The following is a 23182-nucleotide window of genomic DNA, read 5'->3' on the forward strand; positions in this document are numbered from 1 at the left end:
TTCTCACGACAATTTTCAAGCAGATAACTGAACGACCACGGCAACGGCCTGCACGAGCAGCAAGGCACGACCAGATACATAAAGCCGTGGCGACCGGCATTCCCATGCCGGCAAGACAGGAGACAAAAATGATTGGAAATCCGCATTCGTCGCCGGACGGGCTGTCGCACAGCCTCAAACAGCGGCACATGACCATGATTGCCCTGGGCGGCGTCATCGGAGCCGGGCTGTTCGTCGGCAGCGGCGTGGTCATCAAGTCGGCCGGGCCGGCGGCCGTCATCTCTTTTCTGATCACCGGCCTGCTGGTGGTGCTGGTGATGCGCATGCTGGGCGAGATGGCCTGTTCCATGACAGGCGGCTCGTTTTACGAGTACGCCCGGGAAGCCTGGCGCGACCGGCCCGCCGTGGGGCAGCTGGCGGGGTTTCTGACGGGCTGGATGTACTGGTACTTCTGGGTCATCGTCGTGGCCATCGAAGCGGTGGCGGGGGCTGAGCTGGTGCGCTACTGGCTGCCCGACGTGCCGGCCTGGAGCATCAGTCTGGTCCTGCTGGTCATGATGACGCTGACTAATCTGGTCTCGGTCAAATCCTTTGGCGAGTGCGAGTTCTGGCTGGCTTCCGTGAAGGTGGCGGCCATCGTGGTGTTTCTGTTCATCGCCGGCGTCTATGTGCTGGGCCTGACACCGGGAGGCGGCGGAATGCATGTCGCCAACCTGAGCCAGAACGGCGGCTTCATGCCCAACGGCATCGTTCCGGTGCTCACGGGCGCGGTGGCCGCGACCGGCTTCTATTTCGGCGCGGAGATTGTGACGATTGCGGCGGCCGAAACCGCTGAGCCCCAGAAGGCCGTGGCCAAGGCCACGAATTCGGTCATCCTGCGCGTGCTGGTGTTCTATGTGGGATCGGTGCTGCTGGTGGCCTGCCTGGTGCCATGGAACTCCACCGGCATGTCCACGCCCTATGTCAGCGCTCTCGATGCCATGGGCGTGCCGGCCGCAGCCCAGATCATGAATGCAGTGGTGCTGACCGCCGTGCTGTCGGCGCTCAACTCCGGGCTTTATGCTTCGTCGCGCATGCTGTTTGCGCTGACGCGACGCGGCGATGCGCCCAAGGTGCTGGCCCAGGTCAGCCGCAACGGCGTGCCCGTGTACGCGATTTTGGTGGCCACATTGTTCGGCTACGGCGCCATCGTCATGTCCTATCTGTCTCCCGACAAGGTGTTCGCCTTTCTCGTGAACTCCTACGGAACGGTTGCCATCTTTGTCTATATCCTGATTGCGATTTCCCAGCTGCGCCTGCGCTCGCGTCTGGAGCGCGAAGCGCCGCATCTGCTCAAGGTGCGCATGTGGTGCTTCCCTTATCTGACCTGGCTGGCGATTGCGGGCATGCTGTCCATCGTGGTGGCCATGGGCTTCATTCCCGAGCAGCGCACGCCGCTGGCCCTGGGTGTGGCCAGCCTGTGCATCTTGCTGATTGCCTATCGCGTGCGCCAGGCGTTGCGGCGCGGAATGAGTCCCGAGGGGCTGCTCGACGAGCTGGCTCCGCCCAAGCTGCACAAGAGTTGATGAGACCAACAAAAGCCCCGGACCCTGAGTCCGGGGCTTTTTGTTTTGCGCCTCTACAGGCAGTGCATGGCTTCTGCCAGGGCCTTGATGCCCTGGGAGATTTGTCCCGCAGGAATGGATTGGTAGCCCAGGCGTATGAAGTTGCCCGTGTTGCGAGGGGAAGTGAAGAACACATCGCCGGGCTCGATCAGCACTCCATGCTCGGCGGCCTGGCGTGCCAGTGACTGTGCGGGCACATGGTCGGGCAGTTGCACCCAGCACGAGCCGCCGCCGCGTACCGGCGTGATGCGGCATTGGGGCAGGTAGCGAGCCATGGCTGCCGTCAGCTCGGCATGACGCTCTTTCTGGGCCTGGCCGAGGCGGCGCAGCTGGGCTTCGTAGTGGCCCAGCGAGATGAACATGGCCAATGTGCGCTGGATGAAGGTGGACGGATGGCGGATCATCAGACGGCGCAGCGCGCGCAGCTCCTTGATCAGCTCGGGCGGAGCCACGATATAGCCCACGCGAAGGCCGGGTGCCAGACTCTTGGAGAGACTGCCGATATAGATCACGCGGTTGTTGCGGTCCAGGCTTTTGAGTGCCGGGATGGGTTGTTCGTCGAAGCTGCTTTCGCTTTCGTAGTCGTCCTCGATGATGATGAGATCGTGCTTTTGTGCGGCCTCGAGCAGGGCTTCGCGCCGCTCCAGCGGCATGGTGACGCCGGTGGGGCACTGATGGCTGGGCGTGACGTAGAGGTACTCGAGCTTGCGCATGGCATTGACGATAGGCAGCCCATCGCCATCCACGCCAATGGGGATGACCTGCGAGGTGCGGCTGCTGAAGATATTGCGCGCATCGGGGTAGCAGGGGTTTTCGATGCCGATGGAGGTGCCCTCGCGCATCAGCAAATCGGCCACCATGTACAGCGCATGCTGGGCGCCGACAGTGATGATGATTTCGTCGGGTGACGCCCAGACGCCGCGGCGCGGCAGGATCTTGGTCTGCACCTGCTGGATGAGGCTGTCGTCGTCGCGGGTGATGTGATCGGGTGCCCACATGCGGATGTCCACCACGCCCAGGGACTTGAGGCAGCATTCGCGCCAGGCGGCGGTGGGAAACAGCTCCTTGTCGAACTGGCCGTAGAGAAACGGATAGGGGAACTGCTGCCAGTCGTCTTCCTTGACGATGCTGCGCTGCAGGCTGGGGCGCATCCACAGGCGGCGCGACCAGTCCGTGTGCGCCTCGGTGTCCGCATTCCTGACGTTGCCGGGGTTGCGCTCTGCGGTGCGGCCCTGCAGTACATCGGGGTGGATGAAATGGCCTTTTCTCTCGCGGCTCAGCAAAAAGGCCTCTTCGGTCAACTGCTGGTAGGCCATGACCACGGTGATGCGGCCCACGCCCAGCAGCTTGGCCAGCTCACGACTTGAGGGGACGGCATCCCCGGGCGCGAGAATGCCGGTGAGGATGGCATCGACCAGCATTTCGCGAATCTGGCCCTGCAGGCTCAGCGAGGGCCTGGCGCTGCGGCGAAACAACTGCTCCCACATGGCCACGGATGGAGGAATCGAAGGCGAGGCCTGTTTTCTGTCTGTCGTCATTGATGGTTCTGAATGCACTGCCGCAGCCCGTGGTGGCCTGGAGCGACCGGCTGCCCTGACGCGCGGGGTCTGGTTCTTTGGGGTCCATGAACGAGACATCGCAGAGGCCGCCAGCAGCTTGCTGGCGGACCGGTTTCAGCGCTCGAGATTAGCGCATATGCACGTGCTTGGAATCAGGCTTTTCATGTGGTTGCACGCGCGCAGCGGCGCCCGGAATTTGAAAATCCTGGGAGATTTTTCTGCAAGCCCCAAAATATGTATATAATTTGAGGCTTAGCGGCTGTAGCTCAGCTGGATAGAGTACTTGGCTACGAACCAAGGGGTCGTGGGTTCGATTCCTGCCAGCCGCACCAAACGACAAGCCTCAGAACTGAAAAGTTCTGAGGCTTTTTCGTTTCTGCTCTGCCTGTTGCGACGGGGCTGACGTGCCTGGAGGGTCTTGGAAGAAAAATTCGGGTTTTCACCGAGTAGCTTCAAAAACTGTATATAATTCGAGGCTTAGCGGCTGTAGCTCAGCTGGATAGAGTACTTGGCTACGAACCAAGGGGTCGTGGGTTCGATTCCTGCCAGCCGCACCAAACGACAAGCCTCAGAACTGCAAGGTTCTGAGGCTTTTTCGTTTCCGGGCTTTGACGAGCCCTGGCCTGATCAGTCATCGATCTGTGTGAAGATCGGCCTCATGAGCAAGGCTTTCACCAAAGAATCGGACGGCGACGACGATGATGACGTCGGCGCTCTGCCGCCATTGCCCGCAGGCGGCAAGAACTACATCACGCCCCGGGGCTACCAGCGCATCAAGGACGAGCTGCTGGATCTGATCGACAACGAGCGCCCCAAGATCGTGGAGATCGTGCACTGGGCGGCCAGCAACGGCGACCGCTCCGAAAACGGCGACTATCTCTACGGCAAGAAGCGCCTGCGCGAGATCGATCGCCGCATCCGCTTTCTGACCAAGCGGCTGGAGATCGCCGAGGTCGTCGATCCTGGCGTGCACGCAGGCAGCGACCAGGTCTTTTTCGGCGCCACGGTCAGCTACGTGGATGACGAGGGCGTGGAGCGCACCATCACCATCATGGGCATTGACGAGGCGGACAGCGCGCAGAACCAGGTCAGCTGGATTGCCCCGGTTTCGCGCGCGTTGCTCAAGGCGCGCGTGGGCGATGAGGTGGCCTTGCCCACGCCGGCCGGCGTGCGCATGCTGGAGATTCTGGACGTCAGCTATCCTGAGCCCACAACTCGATCCTGAGTTCAGCGGCAACAAAAAAGCGCGGTTTCCGTATCGGATGCCGCGCTTTCATTTTGTGAGCTGCACTCGCTTTATTTCCAACGATTTCAGATAGTTTTAATATTGAAATCATTGATAGATAAGCGATAAAAGCTATTATTTTTGAGGATGATTGCCAGCCTGCAGGCGTTGCAGCAGCTCCAGCGTGGGGTAACCGTCTGCCGCCAGACCCTGGCTCTGCTGGTACTGACGAAGCCCTGCGCGGGTGGCCGGGCCCATCACGCCGTCGGCCGCTCCGGTGGCAAAGCCGAGCTGCGTCAGGGCGGTCTGCAGCGCCCGTGTCTGCTCACGCGTCAGTGCGCCGAGATCGCGCGGCCATTCGGCGCTGACGCCGCCATTGCCTGCCAGTTGCGATGCAAGCAGGCCCACGGCGAGTGCATAGTTGGTGGAGTTGTTGTAGCGCAGGATGGCGCGGAAGTTGCTGCCCACCATGAAGGCCGGACCACGGACACCGGCCGGTGCAATGATGCTGGCTCCGGCCATCGCGGGCAAGGCCTGGCCGTTCACGCTTTGCACGCCTTCTGCAGCCCAGGCATTGCTGTTCTGGCGCGTGGAAAGTTCGGTGCGCGCGTAATCGAAATTGGCTGGCAGGCGCACTTCAGCGCCCCAGGGTTCGCCAGGGTTCCAGCCCGAGCTTGCAAGATAGTTGGCCGTGGAGGCGGCCACATCGGCCATGGAGCCCCAGATGTCGCGGCGGCCGTCTCCATCGGCATCGACTGCATATTGCAGGAAGACCGAGGGCAGAAACTGTGTGTTGCCCATGGCACCGGCCCACGAGCTGATCATATGGGCGGCATCGATGTCGCCGTTGTCGATGATGCGCAGCGCGGCAATCAGCTCCTTCTGAGCCCATTCGGCGCGGCGGCCGTCGAAGGCGAGAGTGGCTAGTGCATCCACGGCCGAGAAGCTGCCGAAATTGCTGCCGTAGTTGCTCTCCATGCCCCAGATGGCTGCAATCACGGGTGCCGGCACGCCATAACGCTGGCTGGCCGCTTGCAGACTGGCTGCGTATTCCTGCATCTTGAGCTTGCCGGTCTTGATGCGCTGTGCGGAGACGGCGCTGTCCAGATACTGCCAGGGCGTGCGCGTGAACTCGGGCTGCGAGCGGTCGAGCTTGATGATGCTGGGTTGCAGCTTGGCGCCTGCCAGGGCGCTGCGCAGTGTGCGCTCCGAAATGCCTGCTGCGCGTGCACGTGGGGCAAATTCCTGCTTCCAGTGTGCAAAGTTGCTGGCCTGTATGGGACTTTCCATCGCTGCTTCGTCAGTGCCTTGCTCTGTTTTGGCAGGCTGTGCCGGTTCGGACACCGCTGCTGCTGGAGGCTCGGACCGGGTGGCGCAGCCTGCGAGCAGGGCTGTTGCGATGGCGGTGATCAGCAACGGCTGACGGACATTCAGAAGCGAAGGTGCGGTTTGGAGCATGAATGCCATTGTCGCTTGCTGCCGTGGCCTGAGGGCTGTTGCATGGCGGGATAGCGCCCGCAGAATGCAACAAAATCTTTCGCCCATGAAAAAGGCCGCCCGAGGCGGCCTTGTGGAGCATGGAGGAGGTCAGGCCATGACGCGGCTGGCACGAATGACCGAGTGCAGGCGGCGCAGATTGCGCAGCGCATTCTCCAGCTGAACGCTGTTCTGCACGGAGATGACAAAGCGCAGGTCGGTGGTGCCGATCGCGGCTTCGTCGGTCATCTCGACGCGCACGATATCGGCTTCGGCGTTCGATAGCTCGGCTGCCACGCGGGCCAGCACGCCCTTGTTGTTTTGCACCGTGACCACGATGCCGGCCTCGAACAGGCGCGTGACGTCGTCGGACCAGTCCACCGTGATGAAACGGTCGGCATCCTTTTCACGCAGCTTGATGGCATTGTTGCAATGGGCGTGGTGCACGACCAGGCCCTGACCGCCCAGGTAGCCCAGAATCGGGTCGCCCGGCACGGGGCGGCAGCAGTGCGAGTAATAGACCGAACTGCTCTCGTCGCCGTTGAGCGTGACTGCGCCCTGGAAGGGGCGGTTGTGCGTGTTGAAGCGCTCCTGCGTGATGAGCAGGGCATCCGGGCGCACACCCTGCTTGGTCATGAAGCTGGTCATGCGCGCGGCCACCAGGGAGGCGATGCGGCGACCCATGCCGATATCGACCATGAGGTCTGCGGGCGTGCGGTTGCCCGTGATGCGCAAAATCTCGTCCCAGACGCCCTTGTTGGCATCGTCCTGCGACGGTACGCTATCAATGCCTTCGGCACGCAGGGCCTGGGCCAGCAGAGTTTCTCCGAGCTGGCCGGCTTCGGTCTGGGCCGCATTCTTGAGGTAGGAGCGAATCTTGGAGCGGGCGCGTCCGGTTTTCACAAAGCTCAGCCAGGCCGGATTGGGCGTGGAGGTCTCGGAGGTGATGATCTGCACCACATCGCCGCTCTTGAGTTCAGTGCGCAGGGGCACTTCCTCGTCATTGATCTTGGCGGCCGTGGTGCGATGCCCGATCTTGCTGTGGATGGCGTAGGCAAAGTCCACCACCGTGGCACCGCGCGGCATGGCCATGATCTCGCTCTTGGGCGTGAACACGTACACGGCATCGGGAAAGAGGTCCACCTTGACGTGATCCCAGAACTCCGCCGCGTCGCGGGTCTCGTTCTGGATATCGAGCAGGGACTGCAGCCACTGGGTGGACAGATGCTCGGAGTCATGACCTTGCTGCGCCTTGTACAGCCAGTGGGCCGCGACGCCGGCCTCGGCCACGATGTTCATCTCTTCCGTGCGAATCTGGAATTCGATGCTGACGCTGGAGGGGCCGACCAGCGTGGTGTGCAGCGACTGGTAGCCATTGCTCTTGGCAATGGCGATGTAGTCCTTGAAGCGGCCCGGCATGGGCTTGTACTTCTGGTGCAGCACCCCGAGGGCCGTGTAGCAGTCCAGCGTCTTGGGGACGATGATGCGAAAGCCGTAGATGTCGGTGACCTTGGCAAAGCTCAGCTGGTTCTTCTGCATGCGCTGGTACAGCGAGTACAGCGTGCTCTCGCGGCCCAGCAGCCGCACTGGCAGACTGTGTGTGGCAAAGGCAGTGCTGACCTCATCCTGCACGCGCTGCACCAGATCACGGCGGCGCGTGCGCGAGCGGTCTATGGCTTTTTCCAGCGTGGCATAGCGCCAGGGATGCAGATGCTTGAACGACAGATCCTGCAGCTCGCGATAGGTCTGGTTCAGACCCAGGCGGTGCGCGATGGGAGCGTAGATCTCCAGTGTCTCGGACGAGATGCGGCCCCACTTGCTGCGCGGCATGTCGCTCATGGTGCGCATATTGTGGGTGCGGTCGGCCAGCTTGATCAGGATGACGCGCACATCGCGCGCCATGGCCAGCAGCATCTTGCGAAAGGACTCGGCCTGGTTTTCCTCGCGGGTATTGAACTGCAGCTTGTCCAGCTTGGTCAGCCCGTCCACCAACTCGGCCACATCCTCGCCAAAGCGCTCCTTCAGATCCAGCTTGGTGATGCCGCAATCCTCCATGGAGTCATGCAGCAGGGCCGCCATCAGCGCGGGGGCATCGAGCTTCCAGTTGGCGCAGATCCCCGTGACCGCGATGGGGTGGGTGATATAGGGGTCTCCACTGCTGCGCCACTGATCTGTATGTGCTTGATCTGCGTAGACATATGCCTGGCGCACGCGCTCGGCGCTGTCGGCATCCAGATAGCCCAGATGCTCCATCAACCCGTCAAAAGCAGCAGCCGACACACGTGCAGCCTGCTCAGCGGGCATGCGCTGAGGCTTGGCCGGTGCCGTAGAAGAAGGTGCAATCGTCGAGTTCTGGGCCGCTGTCATATTCCTTAAATGTAGCCTGCAAGTACCGAGTGCAAGGTGATAGGTACAAAAAAGCACCGACGAGCGGTGCTTAATTGTCTATTTTGGTGCTGCGATGCAACAGCTTAACCCGGCACCTTCTTCAGCATTTCCAGGCCTACCTTGCCGTCTGCGATTTCACGCAGGGCAGTGACGCTGGCCTTGTTCTTGGTTTCAATCTTGGGGGTATGGCCTTGATTGAGCATGCGGGCGCGGTAAGTCGCGGCCAAAACGAGCTGGAAGCGGTTGGGGATCTGCTCCAGGCTATCTTCAACAGTAATGCGTGCCATCAGGAACTCCGGGAACGGTCAGTTGGATTCAGGGATATTGAGCGACTCGAAGGTGTCGGCGCGAAGGCGCCGCTGGGCCGCATATTTGAGGCGTTGCGCGTGAATGATCGCCTTGAGATCAAAGAGCGCACTCTCAAACAGTTCGTTGATTATAACGAAGTCGAATTTTGCGACCTGCGCCATTTCCTCTTCGGCGTTCTTCAGGCGCATTTCAATGACTTCGGGTGCGTCCTCGCCACGATTTTCCAGGCGCGCGCGCAGCTCGTCCCAGCTGGGCGGCAGGATGAAGATCAGCACAGCATTGGGAAAGGCCTGCTTGACCTGCAGGGCGCCCTGGTAGTCGATCTCGAGCAGCACATCGGTGCCGCTCTGGATGCGCTCTTCAAGAGACCTCTTGGCCGTGCCGTAGCGGCGGCTGTGCACATTGGCCCATTCGACAAAGCCGCTGTTGGCGACCATGGCGTCGAATTCGGCGTCCGAGACGAAGTAGTACTCGCGGCCGTGCTTTTCCTGGCCGCGCGGCGCGCGCGTGGTGTGGGAGACGGAGGGGTAGACGCGTGCGTCGAATTCACGCAGAGCGCGTACCAGAGAGGATTTGCCGGCACCGCTGGGTGCCGACACGACAAATAGATTTCCGGGATGGTCCATGACTTTGGGCATGACTTTGGGCATGAATCGAGCGTACGGGGTAGGTACGCTCAGGGCTTGCTTACTCGATGTTCTGCACTTGTTCGCGCATTTGCTCGATCAGCACCTTCATGTCGACGCTGATGCGGGTCAGCTCCAGCGTGGCTGATTTGGAGCCGAGGGTGTTGGCTTCACGGTGCAATTCCTGGATCAGGAAGTCCAGGCGCTTGCCGATGTCGCCACCCTTTTTGAGCAGACGCTCGATTTCGTCGAGGTGAGAGCCCAGACGCGTGACTTCTTCTGCCACGTCGATGCGGATGGCAAAGGCCGTGGCTTCGGCCAGGGCACGGTCCTGGGCGGCCTCGGGGGCAACCGAGCCTTCACCGAGGGCCATGGCCTCCTTCCAGCGCTCGAGGAACTTCTGGCGCTGCTGCTCCACCAGTTGCGGCACCAGCGGCGCGGCGGTCTTGGCCAGCGCGCGCAGCTGCTTGATGCGGTCGAGCAGCATGTCGGCCAGGCGCTCGCCCTCACGGGCGCGAGCTGCGAGCAGTTCGGTGATGGCCTGTTCGGCCAGGGCCGGAGCAATCTCGCTCCAGTCCGTGGTGGCGGAGGCGGTGCCGCTGCACAGGCGCAGCACATCGGCCACGGACAGGTCGCGTGCCTTGGGCAGCCAGGCCTGAACCGAGTCCTGCAAGGTCACAAGGCGTTGCAGCTGGGTGGGTGCGGGAATGGGCAGGGATTGGTTGCTGGAGACGTCGATGGCGGCTCGTACTTCCACCTTGCCGCGCTTGAGGCGCGCGGTGAGCAAGGTGCGCAGGGCCGGTTCAAGGGCGCGCAGTTCGTCGGGAAGGCGGAAGGACAAATCCAGAAAGCGGCTATTGACCGCGCGGATCTCAAGGCCCAGACGGCTGTTGGACTGGGACTCTTGACCACCCTCAACGGATGCGCTGTGCTGGGCACTGGCGTATCCGGTCATGCTGTAAACTGGCATTGGACTTTTGATGGATGCTTGCAATTTCCCGATTATCCGGGTTTCGTATCATCCTTGAGGTTTACCGGTAAAAAATGTCTACAAAAACCAAGCCAGCCCCCCTACCGTCGGGCAGCACAATAGGCGGATACCGGGTGGTGCGCAGGATTTCCTCGGGGGGGTTCGGGATTGTCTACCTGGCTCTGGACGCCGATGGCCAGCAGGTAGCGATCAAGGAGTACCTGCCGGCTTCGCTTGCCACTCGGGCACCTGCCGAACTGCAGCCCATGGTGGCGCCAGAAAAGCTGTCTCTCTATCGACTCGGGCTCAAGAGCTTTTTCGAGGAAGGACGCTCGCTGGCGCAGATTTCCCACGCCTCCGTGGTGAGCGTGCTGAATTTCTTTCGTGAAAACGAAACCGTCTACATGGTGATGAACTACCTGGAAGGGGCGACCCTGCAGGAGTTCATCGTCACGGCGCGCGAGCTCAAGGCCGACAAGGTGTTCAGGGAGTCGACGATTCGCTCTCTGTTTGATGAGGTGCTGCGTGGCCTGCGCATCGTGCATCAGCACAAGATGCTGCATCTGGACATCAAGCCCGCCAATATCTTCATCACGAATGACGACAAGGCCGTGCTGATCGATTTCGGCGCGGCGCGTGAAGTGCTGTCCAAGGAGGGCAACTTCATTCGTCCCATGTACACGCCGGGCTTTGCTGCCCCTGAGATGTACCGGCGCGATTCCCAGCTGGGTCCCTGGACCGATATCTACGCCATTGGCGCCTGCATCTATGCCTGCATGCAGGGCATACCGCCCAACGAAGCTCCGCAGCGTCAGGACAAGGACCGTCTGGCCCTGGCCTTGAACAAGCTGCGCGGCGTGTATTCGGACAATCTGATCGAGGTGGTGGAGTGGTGCATGGCGATGGATCCGCTCTCGCGCCCGCAGTCGGTATTTGCTCTGCAAAAAGAGCTGAGCCGCGAAGGCGAGCGTCGCTATACCAAGCTCAGCATGCAGGAGCGCATGCGCATGCAGTTTGACAACATGGTGCAGGACGCCAGGAAGAATCTTCAGAAACTCGGCGGCTCCGAACGTGGAGCGGTGACCGACAGCAATCGCAAACCATGAAATTTTCCGTCTTCCAGCTCAGCCGCCGAGGAGGCCGTGCCCTCAACGAAGACCGCATGGGCTACTGCTATACGCGAGAGGCGGCGTTGTTCGTGCTGGCGGACGGCATGGGCGGGCATCCGGACGGCGAAGTGGCCGCACAGATAGCATTGCAGGTGGTTTCCACGCTTTTTCAGCAAAAGGCCAAGCCCATGCTGGAAGAGCCTGCCCTGTTTCTGGAAGAGGCGCTGCTGCATGCCCATCGCCAGATCCTGCGTTATGCCAGCACCAAGGGCATGATGGACACACCGCGCACCACGCTGGTTGCGGCCGTGCTGCAGGATGGCAAGGTGACCTGGATCCACTGCGGCGACTCGCGTCTGTACTGGGTGCGCGACGGGCAGCTCGTGGAGCGAACGCGGGACCATTCCTACAGCGAGATGCGCAAGGTCTCCGGTGCATTGGCACCGGCCAACCGCAATGTGCTGTTCACCTGCCTGGGCTCGCCTTCCAAGCCCATCTTCGATGTGAGCGAGACAAGGCGGCTTGAAGAGGGCGATCAGCTGATGCTGTGCTCCGATGGTCTCTGGGGGGCGGTCCCGACACCGGAAATTCTCCAGATCATGAGTGGCAAGGCCGTGGCCCATTTTGTGCCCATGCTGGTCGATACGGCGCTCAAGCGAGCCGGGGACGCCAGCGACAATGTCACCGTGCTGGCACTGGTATGGGAAACGCCGAATAATTTCGAACCGTCTTCCATCTCCACGCAGGAGATCGAAGGTCAGGGCTTCGAGTCCACGATACAGGTGGGGCCGATCGACGAATGCGAGGATGAACTCGACGATGAGGCCATCGAGCGATCGATTGCAGAAATCAACGAGGCCATACGCCGTTCGGCACAGCGCCAGAAAGCCAAGACCTGAACACGGTTGCGCGCTGCAATAGGCGCTGGCTTGAAACTACTGAATCAATAGCTGATTGCGCAAGCGCCATAAGCGCTTGCATGGATTTTTTATTATGAAAATTGTGCTGGCATCCAACAACCGCGGAAAGCTCGTCGAGTTGCAGGCCATGTTTGCCCCGCTGGGCGTGGAGCTGATCCGCCAAGGCGATCTGTTCGAGGGAGAAGCTCCCGAGCCCTATGGCACTTTTGTGGAGAATGCCCTGTCCAAGGCGCGCTTTGCGGCCGAGAAGACCGGCTTGCCTGCCATTGCCGATGATGCCGGCATGTGTGTGGATCATTTCGGCGGTCTGCCCGGTGTGGACACGGCCTACTATTGCACCCAGTTCGGCTACGAGAAAAGCGACGAAAACAATGTGCGCGCGCTGCTCGAGCAGATGCAGGGCGTGACCAACCGCCGTGCCGCCATGGTCAGCACCCTGGTGGGCGTGCGTTCGCCCAAGGACCCAGAGCCGCTGATTGCCGTAGGTCGCGTGCAGGCTTTGCTCACGACCGAGCGCCGTGGCAGCAATGGCTTTGGCTTTGACCCGGTACTGCTGATCCCCGAGCTGGGCTTGACCTTTGCCGAGATGGAGCCCGAGCTCAAGCATGCACACAGCCATCGAGGACTTTCTTCTCGGAAGATGATCGCGATGGTGAAAGAGAGATGGTTATAACCAGCGGTCTTTGACCGCACTCCCCCTGAGGCGCTTTGCCTAGGCGGCCCCGCGCCTTCCCCCTTTCTCTGCGCGCTATGGAAGGGGGACGACAGCCTCGCTGCGGGGCGGCGGGGCCGCCTAGGCCCTTGCTTGCTGTCCCCCGGTTGGGGTGTGCCAGTTTTAGCGGTGTCGGTTTTGTTTGCGCTAGAAAAGCATATTTCCCATGATCCCCATTCAGCCTCAAACAGAGACTGCCGAAGCGGCGGTGCAGCGCGATATTCAGCACTACATGCGGCCCGGTACATTGCAGCTGGGCAGCTTGCCGCCGCTGTCTCTGTATGTGCACCTGCCCTGGTGCCTGAAGAAATGCCCGTATTGCGATTTCAACTCGCATGCCTGGGCCAAGGGAGATGCGCTGCCCGAGGATCGCTATATCGATGCTCTGATGGCCGATCTGGAGTCTGCACTGCCGCTGATCTGGGGGCGCACGGTGCACAGCGTCTTCATGGGCGGGGGCACGCCCAGCCTGTTTTCGCCCGAATCCATGGACAAGCTGATTGCCGGTCTGCGCGCGCGTCTGCGCATGGAGCCCGATTGCGAAATCACCATGGAAGCCAACCCCGGTACCTTCGAGAAGGACCGCTTCAAGGCCTTCCGTGCGGCCGGCGTGAACCGCCTGTCAATCGGAGTGCAGAGCTTTGACGACCGCTATCTGCAGGCTGTGGGCCGTGTGCATGATGCGGCGCAGGCCCAGGCTGCGGTGCGCGAGGCGGCCGACAATTTCGAGACCTTCAACATCGATCTCATGTATGCGCTGCCCGGCCAGAGCCTGGTCGATCTGCAGCGCGATGTGGACACGGCACTGTCGTTTGCACCGCCACATCTGTCGATTTATCACCTCACCATTGAGCCAAACACCTATTTCGCCAAATATCCGCCCGTGGTGCCGGAGGACGATACGGCCTATGAGATGCTGGACCTGATCACGGCCAGCACCCAGGGAGCCGGCATGCAGCGCTACGAAGTCTCGGCCTATGCCAAGGATGGTCACCAGTGCTTTCACAACAGCAACTACTGGCAGTTCGGCGACTATCTGGGCATTGGCGCTGGTGCGCACAGCAAGCTGAGCTTTGCCCACCGCATCGTGCGCCAGGTGCGTTTCCGCGATCCGGCCCGCTACATGGACATGGCGCTGGCCGGAACGCCCTTGGCACAGGACAACGAGGTCAAGCGTGCCGAGCTGCCGTTCGAATACATGCTCAACGCGCTGCGCCTGCGCGGCGGCTTTGCCTTGCAGGAGTTCATGGAGCGCACGGGCCTGCCCATGTCGGCCATTGCCAAGGGGCTCGATCAGGCCCAGGCCAAGGGCCTGATCAGCCGTGATCTGGGCCGCGTGGTGCCCACCGAGCGCGGCTTTGACTTTCTGAGCGACCTGCAGGAAATGTTCCTGTAAGTCCTGCTGGGTGCTCAGCCGCAGCGCAGCGCCGTGATCTTGCCTGCTTCATTGGTGATGACGTTCAGGCGCTCCTGGTTGTATTCCATGGTCGCGGGCTGACCCTCGCGCAGCACGCGCAGCAGATACGAGCCGGATTTCTGGCGGATGGTCTCCAGCGTCGACGCCACCGTGCTGTGGCCGATATAGATCTGTACGGGCTCCGCATGGCATACCTGCAGTTGACGCGCAGGCGGGGCGGTCGTGCCGCCTGCGACCGTGCCGTTGCTGGCGCAGCCAGCCATCAGCACAGCCATGCAGGCAGCAGCCATGCCCAGCAAAGGGCGGGTGGAAATATGCAGATTGGGGGTTCGATGCTTCATGCCCCACACCATAGCGCCCCCCAGGTCCCCGCGCCTGCCAGACCAGGCCCCGATATGCAAGCGGGTGCAACAAGGTTGTTGGCGAAATTGATAGCTATAAACGCAATGCAACCAAGGGATTTACTGTGTTTTTTGCATAAGTTCCTGGCGTGCTTGCGTCTGGTCTATGGCTTGTGGGTTTCGTCTGTACTCTGAAAGATGCCGGCTTCGATATTTGCGGCCTGCAGCTTGCGCGCAGCCTTTTCAGCGCGCTTTCGGCTCTCGAAGGGGCCGCTGCGCACTCGGGTGACTTCCCCTTTGTTGCTGCTCATCTTCTGCGTCAGCGCGGGCAGTCTGGACTTTTGCAGCTGCGCCAGTACCTTGTCTGCATTGCCGGCCTCGGAATAGACGCCCAGATTCAGATAGAACTTGCCAGGAACCAGATCCGAGCCGGCTTGCGGCGCCGCTTTTGACGCCGCTTGTGACGCAGCTGTTACGGGCTGCTCTTTGGGCTCCGCTGCAGGCTTGGCGGCGGGCTTGTCAGCCGGTGCTGCCGGCGGTTGTGCGCCAGGCTCGGCCTGGGCCGCCGTCTTGTCTTGCACCTGGGCAGGTGCTGGAGGCACCGCTTTGCCGGCGCTGCCGTCCGTTTCGGCTGCGGCGGTGGGCACCGGCTCTGGCGGACGGGTCTCGGGCTGGGCGGCTGCGGCGGGACCTGCCGGGGCCGGGCTTGCCATGGGGCGAGGGGCGGAGGCGCTGTCTGCAGCGGGCCGGGTGATGGCTGCAGGCTCGGCGCTCCTGGGAGGTACAGGGTTGCCTGCGGGCAGCAATGCCAGGCCTGCGCCTGCGAGCGCTGCAACAGGCAGGGCCAGCACCAGCATGGCTGCGGTTCTGTTGCGAGGAGAGCCGACTTGTGCCTGCAAGGCGGCATGGGCGGCAGCCATATTGGGTGCGTCCGTGATCGCCTGCAGCGTCTGGGCCCTGATCTTGCGCCAGTACCAGCCATTGCCCAGCAGGCCGGGTACGGCTACGGCGACCAGCCACAGCGCAATGCCCAGGCCCAGAGCCATGGCTTCGGGCAGAGCCGGGCGCAGGCCAAACCACCAGATCAGCGCGGTTGCCGTGACGGCTGCCAGGTATTTGGCAGCCTCGCGCCACAGGCCGTGCAGGCTGCACCAGGCCAGGGTCAGCAAGGCGGCCGCCATATTCCAGCTGGGCAGGCTGCGGTCCAGGGCATCGAAGCGCTTGAACTGGGCCAGGTAAAAGTCGCGCGAGCGCGGGTTCAGGCGGCTGGCATAGAGTTGGGGCAGCAGGCCGCTGTCCTCCTCTTCAGGCGCAGCGCTCTGCCCGGGCTCGTGTTGCAGACTGTGCTGCATGGAATAGGCCGCGGCTGCAAAGGCTCCTGCAATGGAGGCAGGCAGGGGGCTGGCATCCGAGCGTGCAGGCTGGTCCAGCACGGGCTCCTGGCGCTGGTTTCGGCCAGCAGGGGCGAGCGCAGGGGTGGGGGTGTCCGAAGCGGAAGGCATGGCTGCAATTGTGTCATGGCGTTACGAGCGGGCCGAAGGCAGATTCCCAACAAAAAACCGGCGCCAGGCCGGTTCTTTGGGGGATGGCCGAGGCGCGCTCAGGCCTGGTGCGCGGGCAGCACGGTGGCGCGGCATTCGCCAAAGCCGATGCGCGCGACTCCGGGCTTTTCGCACCAGCCGGTAAAGACCACGGCGTCGCCGTCGAGCAAGAAGGTGCGGGTTTCGCCGTTGCTCAGGCTCAAGGGCTTTTTGCCGCCTTCGGTGATTTCCAGCAGGGCGCCGGCTTCGGCCATGGTGGGGCCGGACAGCGTGCCCGTGCCCAGCAGGTCGCCGGGTTGCAGATCGCAGCCGTTGACGGTGTGGTGGGCAATCAGCTGGGCCATGGTCCAGTAGGCGTGGCGGTAGCTGGTCCGGGTGATCTGCTCGGCGGCCTTGCCTTCGGCGCGCATCCTCTCGGTCTGGATGGCGACCGTGAGCTGCACATCGAGCGCACCGCGCTGCGAGTTGGCCTCGCAGCTGAGGTAGGGCAGGGGCTGCGGGTCCTCGGAGGGGCGCACGAATGCCGTGCGATAGGGCTCCAGTGCTTCCAGCGTCACGATCCAGGGCGAGATGCTGGTGGCGAAGTTCTTGGACAGGAAGGGGCCCAGCGGCTGGTATTCCCAGGCCTGAACGTCGCGTGCCGACCAGTCGTTGAGCAGGCACAGGCCGAAGATGTGGTGTTCGGCGTCCTCGATGCCGATGGCCTCGCCCCAGGCATTGGCCGAACCTGCATAGATGCCCATCTCCAGCTCATAGTCGAGGCGGTTGCAGGGCTTGAGCACGGGGTCGGAATCGGGGGCCTTGAGCTGGCCGTTGGGGCGCTTGAAGTCCACGCCAGAGATGCGGATGCTGGAAGCACGACCGTGGTAGCCGATGGGCACCCACTTGTAGTTTTCCATCAGCGGGTTGGTGGGGCGAAACAGCTTGCCCACATTGGTGGCGTGATGCACGGAGGTGTAGAAGTCCGTGTAGTCGCCCACCTGTGCGGGGACGCTGTACTCCACATCGGCCTGGGGCACGAGGCAGGCCTTGAGGGCGGCTTCTTCGGCGGCGCCGGCACGCAGGGCGCGCGACAGGGCCAGGCGCAGGGCCGACCATGACGCAGGGCCCATGGCCATCAAGCTGTTGAGCTGACCCTGCGCCGCTGCTTCGACCTGGGCCTGCACATCGCCGCTCAGTGCCTGGGCATCGCGAACGGCCGCCATGTCCAGCACCTGGTCGCCAATCGCCACGCCGCCGCGAAAAGTCTCGCTGCTGTTCTTGCGACGAAAGACTGCAAACGGCAGGTTCTGGATGGGGAAGTCGCTGCTGCCTGTGTTGGCGCTGGTGACCCAGCTTTGCAGGCCGGCGTCGTGGGTTTCGTTCAATGCCATGTTCGTCTCCTTAAACGATTTGAATAAAAACAGGCTGCAGCGCTGATCTGCTGTGCGCTGTCAGCCATTGATCTATGACCGATCCATGGGATCTGGCTTGTGCTGGCTTGTGGACCTTTCATGCCGCGGTAAAGCCTCCATCCATATTCCACTGTGCACCACGCACCTGGGCGGCGTTGTCGCTGGCCACGAAGCTGACCAGCGCCGCAACCTGCTCCACCGTTACAAAAGCCTGCGAGGGTTGCTTGGCTCCCAGCAACTTGGCGCGGGCTGCGGGCTCGTCCAGGTTTTCGCGTAGCGCCAGGGCCTGGATCTGGGCCTGTACCAGCGGTGTGAGCACCCAGCCGGGGCAGATGGCGTTGCAGGTCACGGGCGTGGTGGCCAGCTCCAGCGCCACGGATTTGCTCAGGCCCAGCAGGCCGTGCTTGCTGGCCACATAGGCGGGCTTGTGGGCCACGCCGACCAGGCCGCTGACGGATGCCATATTGATGATGCGCCCCCAGCCGCGCTCCAGCATGGCCGGTGTGCAGGCTTGTATGGTGTGAAACGGTGCGCTCAGGTTGACGGCCAGCATGGTGTTCCACTGGGCCGCAGGGAAGCTGAGCACCGACTCCACATGCTGCATGCCTGCGTTGTTGACCAGAATGTCCACTTCCCCCAGATCGGCGGCAATACGTCGGGCCAGGGGAGCAATGGCTTCGCCGTCAGCCAGGTCGAGCGCGTAATAGCGGGCTGCCACACCCAGTGCCTGCAGCTCGGCCAGCTGGGCATCGGTGCGAGCGCTGGGGGCGGCGCTGCCATGCAGGGCAATGGCGGCACCTTCGCCGGCCAGTTGTCTGGCAACGGCCCAGCCTATGCCGCTGGTGGAGCCGGTGATCCAGGCCACGCGGCCGCTATGGGGCTTGGAGAGCTGCTGGACTTGGGGCAGGACGGTGTTCATTTGAGCAGGTCCATTTCGATATGCACGTATTCGCTGATGAAGCGTACCTTGGCCCAATAGACGATCAGGCCTTGTGGATTGCAGGCCCAGCGCAACGCCTGCATCAATGGCGTGCCCAGCGGCACGCCCAGATGCTCGGCAATCAGCTCGTCGGCCGGGGCTACGCTCAGATACTGGCGGGCCGTGGCGATCTGCGCTGGATCATTTCCCAGCGCCTGAGCCAGCGTGGTGCGCTCCAGCTGTTCTTGCAGCCTGGGGTAGAGGTTCTGTTCCAGGTACAGCTCGGACAGGCAAAAGCGTGCATCGCCGTGCTTGTGCACGCGCAAAAAATAGGTATAGGCAGGGGCCAGTTCGCCAGGGGAAGGGAAGCCGGCCGGAATGGGCGGCACGCAGTCATTCGCCTGCTGCAGCGTGGTCTGCTGAATCAGCTCGCCAAAGGCCACCAGCTCCTGCCAGGTCGTGGGCAGCAAAAAGGATGGGGGCTTGTAGGGCTGGCCCACGACCTTGGTGCCGCCGCGCTTGCGGGTCTCCAGCAGGCCTTCGTCGACCAGCGCATGTACGGCCATGCGCACCGTGGTGCGCGAGACGCTGTGCAGGGCCTCAAGCTCCTCGACCGTGGGAATGCTTTGTCCGACCGGCCACTCGCCCGTCGCTATCTTGTTGCGAAACAGCCGGGCCAGCTGCAGGTGCAGCTTGTCGCGAGATTGGGAGGCGGTGGACGTAGCAGTCATAAGCAACGGTTTCGCGGGGCAGTGTAGCAAATAAAGTATCTAAAAAAGTACTTTATTAAAGAAAACAAGCAGCCACTCACGATGGCGCGATAAGGCAGTGGGAGGGAGTGCAGACCAGCCCCAAGAAGCGCAAGAGTTCACAAATGTCACCATTCAGCCAGTGCAAATGACTTTTAAACTCCTCGCTTTTGATAGCGGATAGTGCAGGCAGCCATTGGTTGCAATGTGCTTTGACAAGGGCAATCCTTGCCTGGGAGTTGGTAGTTTCATGCAGAAGCAGTACGAGTGGCAGTTTTTCCGCGCCGGCGAGGTGGACCAGGTGGTGATTCGCACGGGCCAGGACATTGCCCATATTGGTGAGCTGGATCAGAAGCTGTGGGTGGCTCTGGCCTGTCCCACGCGAGGCATTGAGTTCGACAGCGCAACGCTGGATTTGATTGATGTCAGCAAGGACGGGCGCATTCGCCCCCCCGAGCTGGTGGCCGCCTGTGAATGGGCCGTGGCAAGAGTGCGTGACCCGCAGGTTCTGGCCGATGGCGGCGATGTGCTGCAACTGGACAGCATCAACGACGCGACGCAAGAAGGCGCGCTGCTGCTGGCAGAGGCCAGGCGCGTGCTGGAACTTGCAGGCCAGCCCGATGCCCGCGCCATCACGCTGGCTCAGGTGCAGGAGCGTCTGGCTTCGCTGCAGGCCCTGCGCTTCAACGGCGACGGCGTAGTCAACGCGGCCACGGCAGAAGGCAATGAGGCGGTGGCAGGCCTGATCGCCCGCATTCAGGAGCTTTATGGCGCGGTGGATGGCCACGATGGCGTGCCGGGAATCGATCGCGCCAAGGCCGAAGCTTTCTGGGCAGATCTGCACAGCCTGCAGACCTGGTTTGCTCAGGCGGCCGAGTTGGGCTGTCATCTGCAGCCGCGCGCGCTGGCGCTGGCGGCTGCCGGGGCTGTGAACGCCGTGCAGGCCAAGGTCGATGACTTTTTTGCCCGTACGCGTCTGGTGGAGTTCGATACCAACGCTCGTGCTCCTCTCAACCCGACCGAAGAAGGCTATGCCGCCCTGGGCGCGCAGGTGCTCAGCAATACCTCCGAATCGCTGGCCGCGCTGCCGCTGGCCGCAGTGACGGGCGAGCGCAGCCTGCCGCTGGTGAATGGCGTCAACCCCGCCTGGGCCGCTGCCCTGCAGACCCTGCGCGAGCAGGCCGTGCAGCCCGTGTTTGGCGAGGCGCTGACAGTGCTGAGCGAAGCGCAGTGGGAGCAGCTCAAGACCATGCTGGCCAACTGCCAGCAATGGCTGGCCGCCTGCCCCGCCACGCCCCTGGGGGCAATCAGCGAAGCCGAGGTGCAGCAACTGCTGGCCAGCGGCATGCAAGCAGCGCTGACCCAGTTGCTGGACCATGACGACGCTGAAAAAGAGCATGCCGTGCAGGCCAGGGCGCTGGAAAAGCTGATTCGCCTGCAGCGCGATCTGCTGGAGCTGCTCAACAACTTTGTCTCCTTCTCCAGCTTCTATCGCCGCGAAGGTGCGGCCTTTCAGGCCGGCACGCTATTTCTCGACGGCCGCAGCTGCGACCTGACGGTGGAAGTGGCAGATGCCGCAGCCCACTCGGCGCTGGCGGCCATGGCCAAGACCTATCTGGCTTACTGCGAATGCAAGCGCGAAGGGCAGAAGAAGACCATCGCTGCGGCCTTCACGGCTGGCGACGTGGACTTTCTGTTCGTGGGCCGCAACGGCGTGTTCTATGACCGCGCGGGCAACGACTGGGATGCCACCATCGTCAAGCTCATCGACAACCCGACCAGCATCGGCCAGGCCTTCTTCTCGCCCTACAAGAAGTTTGTACGCATGATCGAGGAGCAGGTGGCCAAGCATGCAGCCGCCAAGAACGATGTGGTGAACGCCAGCCTGAGCGACAACGCCACCAAGCTGGTGACGGCCCCCAAGGATCTGACCCCGGCAACTGCAGCCCCCGCCGCGGCGCGCAAGACCGATGTGGGCACGGTGGCGGCGATTGGCGTGGCATTGGGCTCGCTGAGCGCCGTGATCGTCGGCATCTTTGGCAAGTTCATCGAGCTGGGGCCATGGATTCCCATGGCGATTCTGGGCATCATCCTGGCCATCTCGGGGCCGAGCATGCTGATTGCCTGGCTCAAGCTGCGCCAGCGCAGCCTGGGGCCGATTCTCGATGCCAGCGGCTGGGCCATCAATGGCCGCATGAACATCAATCTGGGTCTGGGCCGCAGCCTGTCGCAGACGGCCAAGGTGCCAGCCAACGCCAAGCGCAACTACACCGACCCTTATGCCGACAGCCATGGCCTGCGCAACAGCCTGTGTGTGCTGGCACTGGTGGCGGCCGCCGCGCTGCTGGCCTGGCGCATGCACTGGCTGGACGCCGTGCTGCCCGTCAGCTGGCAGCACGGCCCTGCAGTCGCTGGCGCGGCCACGGCCATGGAGCCAGCTGCACCTGCGGGTGGCGCAGCAGCAAGGTAAGGTAAGCACCGCTGCCTTGTGCATGTGCCAGAGTGCAGATGGATAATCGCCAGCCATGTCTGAAACCAGGGTCAACCCTGGTTTCTAGCCCCTGAGCGGGCCACTTTTGTAGCCATCCACCAGCTTGTTGAAGACGCAAAAGCCAAGGGTTTTTGCGTCTTTTTTGCTGGTGCGACTGGAAAAACGTCCACGCAGCTTCGCGTGGCAGGAAAGCAAGGCAATGAGCTGGCAAGATTTCAAGCACCAATATCTGGTGCGTTTCTGGTCGCCCGTGCCCGCAGTGATTGCGGCCGGCGTCCTTTCTGCGTATTACTTCGGCATTACCGGCACCTTCTGGGCCGTGACGGGGGAATTCACCCGCTGGGGCGGGCATATCCTGCAGTTCCTCGGTGTCGATCTCTCCGATTGGGGCTATTTCAAGGTCATCGGGCTGCAAGGCACGCCGCTCACACGCGTGGACGGGCTGATGATCATCGGCATGTTTGTCGGCTGCTTCTCGGCTGCGCTTTGGGCCAATAACGTCAAGCTGCGTCAGCCCAACCACCGCATTCGCGTGTTTCAGGCCATTGTGGGCGGCATCATCGCGGGCTTTGGCGCGCGTCTGGCCATGGGCTGCAATCTGGCGGCGTTCTTTACCGGCATTCCGCAGTTTTCGCTGCATGCCTGGTTCTTCGCCATTGCCACGGCCATCGGCTCGCTGGCCGGTGCCAAGGTCAGTCTGCTGCCAATGTTCCGGATTCCCGTCAAGCTGCAGAAAGTGACGGCACCCAAGCCCCTGGAGCAAAGCGAGGCCCAGGCCAGGCGGCGCTTTCGCATCGGCGTGGCGCTGTTCCTGGCCTGTGTGGCCTGGGGCATCTGCAAGGCTGCCGAAGCGCCCAGGCTGGGCATGGCGATTCTGTTCGGTCTGGCCTTCGGCCTGATCATCGAGCGTGCCCAGGTCTGCTTTACCTCGGCCTTTCGCGATCTGTGGATCACGGGCCGCACGCAGATGGCCAAGGCCATCATCGCGGGCATGGCCGTGGGCACCATCGGCATCTACAGCTATGTGCAACTGGGCATGGATCCCAAGATCTTCTGGGCCGGCCCCAATGCCGTCATCGGCGGCCTGTTGTTCGGCTTCGGCATTGTGCTGGCCGGCGGCTGTGAAACCGGCTGGATGTACCGTGCCGTCGAAGGCCAGGTGCATTTCTGGTGGGTGGGTCTGGGCAATGTGATCGGATCGACCTTGCTGGCGCTGGTCTGGGACGACATCTCGCCCGTGCTGGCCACCAGTTACGACAAGGTCAATCTGCTCAAGGCGCTGGGCCCGCAGGGCGGCCTGTTGCTGACCTATGTGATGCTGGGTATCTCGCTGGCTCTGGTGCTGTGGTGGGAAAAGCGTTTCTTTGCCAAAAAATCCCGTCTGGCCGCTGCCACAACAGCTGCCCCTGCCTCGCGCATTGCCTGAATCTCA

Annotated in this window: 19 protein-coding genes and 2 tRNA genes; 10 read left to right on the forward strand and 11 right to left on the reverse strand. The window is 62.4% G+C overall.

What is annotated here, in order from left to right:
- Positions 1 to 128: 128 nt before the first annotated feature.
- On the forward strand, positions 129 to 1565 hold the full coding sequence (locus tag DFO48_RS20955; protein ID WP_114864648.1) for an amino acid permease: 1437 nt from the start codon (positions 129 to 131) through the stop codon (positions 1563 to 1565).
- Between the two features lie 53 nt (positions 1566 to 1618).
- On the opposite strand, the gene DFO48_RS20960 is transcribed toward DFO48_RS20955, so the two are convergent.
- Complete coding sequence (locus DFO48_RS20960; RefSeq protein WP_114864649.1) at positions 1619 to 3142, reverse strand: PLP-dependent aminotransferase family protein; 1524 nt, start codon at positions 3140 to 3142, stop codon at positions 1619 to 1621.
- Positions 3143 to 3418: 276 nt separating this feature from the next.
- Between DFO48_RS20960 and DFO48_RS20965 the strand changes: the two genes are divergently transcribed.
- From DFO48_RS20965 to greB, 3 genes are all read left to right on the forward strand, one after another.
- Positions 3419 to 3495 (forward strand) — tRNA-Arg (locus DFO48_RS20965).
- A 148-nt stretch (positions 3496 to 3643) separates the two neighbouring features.
- Positions 3644 to 3720 (forward strand) — tRNA-Arg (locus DFO48_RS20970).
- 101 nt (positions 3721 to 3821) lie between these two features.
- Positions 3822 to 4388: a transcription elongation factor GreB gene (greB, locus tag DFO48_RS20975; protein ID WP_003072843.1), complete on the forward strand. Its 567-nt coding sequence runs from the start codon at positions 3822 to 3824 to the stop codon at positions 4386 to 4388.
- Between the two features lie 135 nt (positions 4389 to 4523).
- On the opposite strand, the gene DFO48_RS20980 is transcribed toward greB, so the two are convergent.
- The 5 genes from DFO48_RS20980 to DFO48_RS21000 all read right to left on the reverse strand — a co-directional run bounded on the left by DFO48_RS20980 (position 4524) and on the right by DFO48_RS21000 (position 10142).
- Positions 4524 to 5855, reverse strand: coding sequence for a lytic murein transglycosylase (locus tag DFO48_RS20980; protein ID WP_114864650.1), 1332 nt, complete (start codon positions 5853 to 5855; stop codon positions 4524 to 4526).
- A gap of 120 nt (positions 5856 to 5975) precedes the next feature.
- Entirely contained in the window at positions 5976 to 8231 is a 2256-nt protein-coding gene (locus DFO48_RS20985; protein ID WP_003072847.1) for a bifunctional (p)ppGpp synthetase/guanosine-3',5'-bis(diphosphate) 3'-pyrophosphohydrolase, read from the reverse strand.
- Between the two features lie 104 nt (positions 8232 to 8335).
- Complete coding sequence (rpoZ, locus tag DFO48_RS20990) at positions 8336 to 8539, reverse strand: DNA-directed RNA polymerase subunit omega (protein WP_003052081.1); 204 nt, start codon at positions 8537 to 8539, stop codon at positions 8336 to 8338.
- Between the two features lie 18 nt (positions 8540 to 8557).
- Complete coding sequence (gene gmk / locus DFO48_RS20995) at positions 8558 to 9187, reverse strand: guanylate kinase (RefSeq protein WP_003072850.1); 630 nt, start codon at positions 9185 to 9187, stop codon at positions 8558 to 8560.
- Between the two features lie 61 nt (positions 9188 to 9248).
- Positions 9249 to 10142, reverse strand: coding sequence for a YicC/YloC family endoribonuclease (locus tag DFO48_RS21000; RefSeq protein ID WP_034348093.1), 894 nt, complete (start codon positions 10140 to 10142; stop codon positions 9249 to 9251).
- 89 nt (positions 10143 to 10231) lie between these two features.
- On the opposite strand from DFO48_RS21000, the gene DFO48_RS21005 reads away from it, so the two are divergent.
- The 4 genes from DFO48_RS21005 to hemW all read left to right on the forward strand — a co-directional run bounded on the left by DFO48_RS21005 (position 10232) and on the right by hemW (position 14294).
- Positions 10232 to 11263, forward strand: coding sequence for a serine/threonine-protein kinase (locus DFO48_RS21005; RefSeq protein WP_034348094.1), 1032 nt, complete (start codon positions 10232 to 10234; stop codon positions 11261 to 11263).
- Positions 11260 to 12165, forward strand: a complete 906-nt coding sequence (locus DFO48_RS21010; RefSeq protein WP_003072858.1) for a PP2C family serine/threonine-protein phosphatase — start codon at positions 11260 to 11262, stop codon at positions 12163 to 12165. Before DFO48_RS21005 ends, DFO48_RS21010 begins: the two co-directional genes overlap by 4 nt.
- A gap of 94 nt (positions 12166 to 12259) precedes the next feature.
- On the forward strand, positions 12260 to 12859 hold the full coding sequence (locus tag DFO48_RS21015; RefSeq protein ID WP_003072860.1) for a non-canonical purine NTP pyrophosphatase: 600 nt from the start codon (positions 12260 to 12262) through the stop codon (positions 12857 to 12859).
- Positions 12860 to 13064: 205 nt separating this feature from the next.
- Positions 13065 to 14294: a radical SAM family heme chaperone HemW gene (gene hemW / locus DFO48_RS21020; protein WP_114864651.1), complete on the forward strand. Its 1230-nt coding sequence runs from the start codon at positions 13065 to 13067 to the stop codon at positions 14292 to 14294.
- 14 nt (positions 14295 to 14308) lie between these two features.
- Here the strand turns inward: hemW and DFO48_RS21025 are convergent, their stop codons facing one another.
- The 5 genes from DFO48_RS21025 to DFO48_RS21045 all read right to left on the reverse strand — a co-directional run bounded on the left by DFO48_RS21025 (position 14309) and on the right by DFO48_RS21045 (position 19241).
- Positions 14309 to 14668, reverse strand: coding sequence for an I78 family peptidase inhibitor (locus DFO48_RS21025; protein ID WP_114864652.1), 360 nt, complete (start codon positions 14666 to 14668; stop codon positions 14309 to 14311).
- A gap of 152 nt (positions 14669 to 14820) precedes the next feature.
- Positions 14821 to 16158 carry an SPOR domain-containing protein gene (locus DFO48_RS21030; RefSeq protein ID WP_114864653.1) on the reverse strand — a complete coding sequence of 446 codons (1338 nt, stop codon included), beginning with the start codon at positions 16156 to 16158 and terminating at the stop codon, positions 14821 to 14823.
- 98 nt (positions 16159 to 16256) lie between these two features.
- Positions 16257 to 17570 (reverse strand): fumarylacetoacetase, encoded by a 1314-nt coding sequence (gene fahA / locus DFO48_RS21035; RefSeq protein WP_114864654.1) that lies wholly within the window; start codon positions 17568 to 17570, stop codon positions 16257 to 16259.
- Positions 17571 to 17688: 118 nt separating this feature from the next.
- Complete coding sequence (locus DFO48_RS21040) at positions 17689 to 18510, reverse strand: 3-hydroxybutyrate dehydrogenase (RefSeq protein ID WP_114864655.1); 822 nt, start codon at positions 18508 to 18510, stop codon at positions 17689 to 17691.
- Complete coding sequence (locus tag DFO48_RS21045; protein WP_114864656.1) at positions 18507 to 19241, reverse strand: GntR family transcriptional regulator; 735 nt, start codon at positions 19239 to 19241, stop codon at positions 18507 to 18509. Before DFO48_RS21045 ends, DFO48_RS21040 begins: the two co-directional genes overlap by 4 nt.
- A gap of 268 nt (positions 19242 to 19509) precedes the next feature.
- On the opposite strand from DFO48_RS21045, the gene DFO48_RS21050 reads away from it, so the two are divergent.
- A complete protein-coding gene (locus DFO48_RS21050; protein ID WP_114864657.1) occupies positions 19510 to 21729 on the forward strand; it encodes a hypothetical protein in 2220 nt (739 codons plus the stop codon).
- A gap of 169 nt (positions 21730 to 21898) precedes the next feature.
- On the forward strand, positions 21899 to 23176 hold the full coding sequence (gene yedE, locus DFO48_RS21055) for a selenium metabolism membrane protein YedE/FdhT (protein ID WP_255413116.1): 1278 nt from the start codon (positions 21899 to 21901) through the stop codon (positions 23174 to 23176).
- Positions 23177 to 23182 lie beyond the last annotated feature (6 nt).

The organism is Comamonas sp. AG1104 (assembly GCF_003350425.1).
Lineage (GTDB): Bacteria > Pseudomonadota > Gammaproteobacteria > Burkholderiales > Burkholderiaceae_C > Comamonas > Comamonas testosteroni.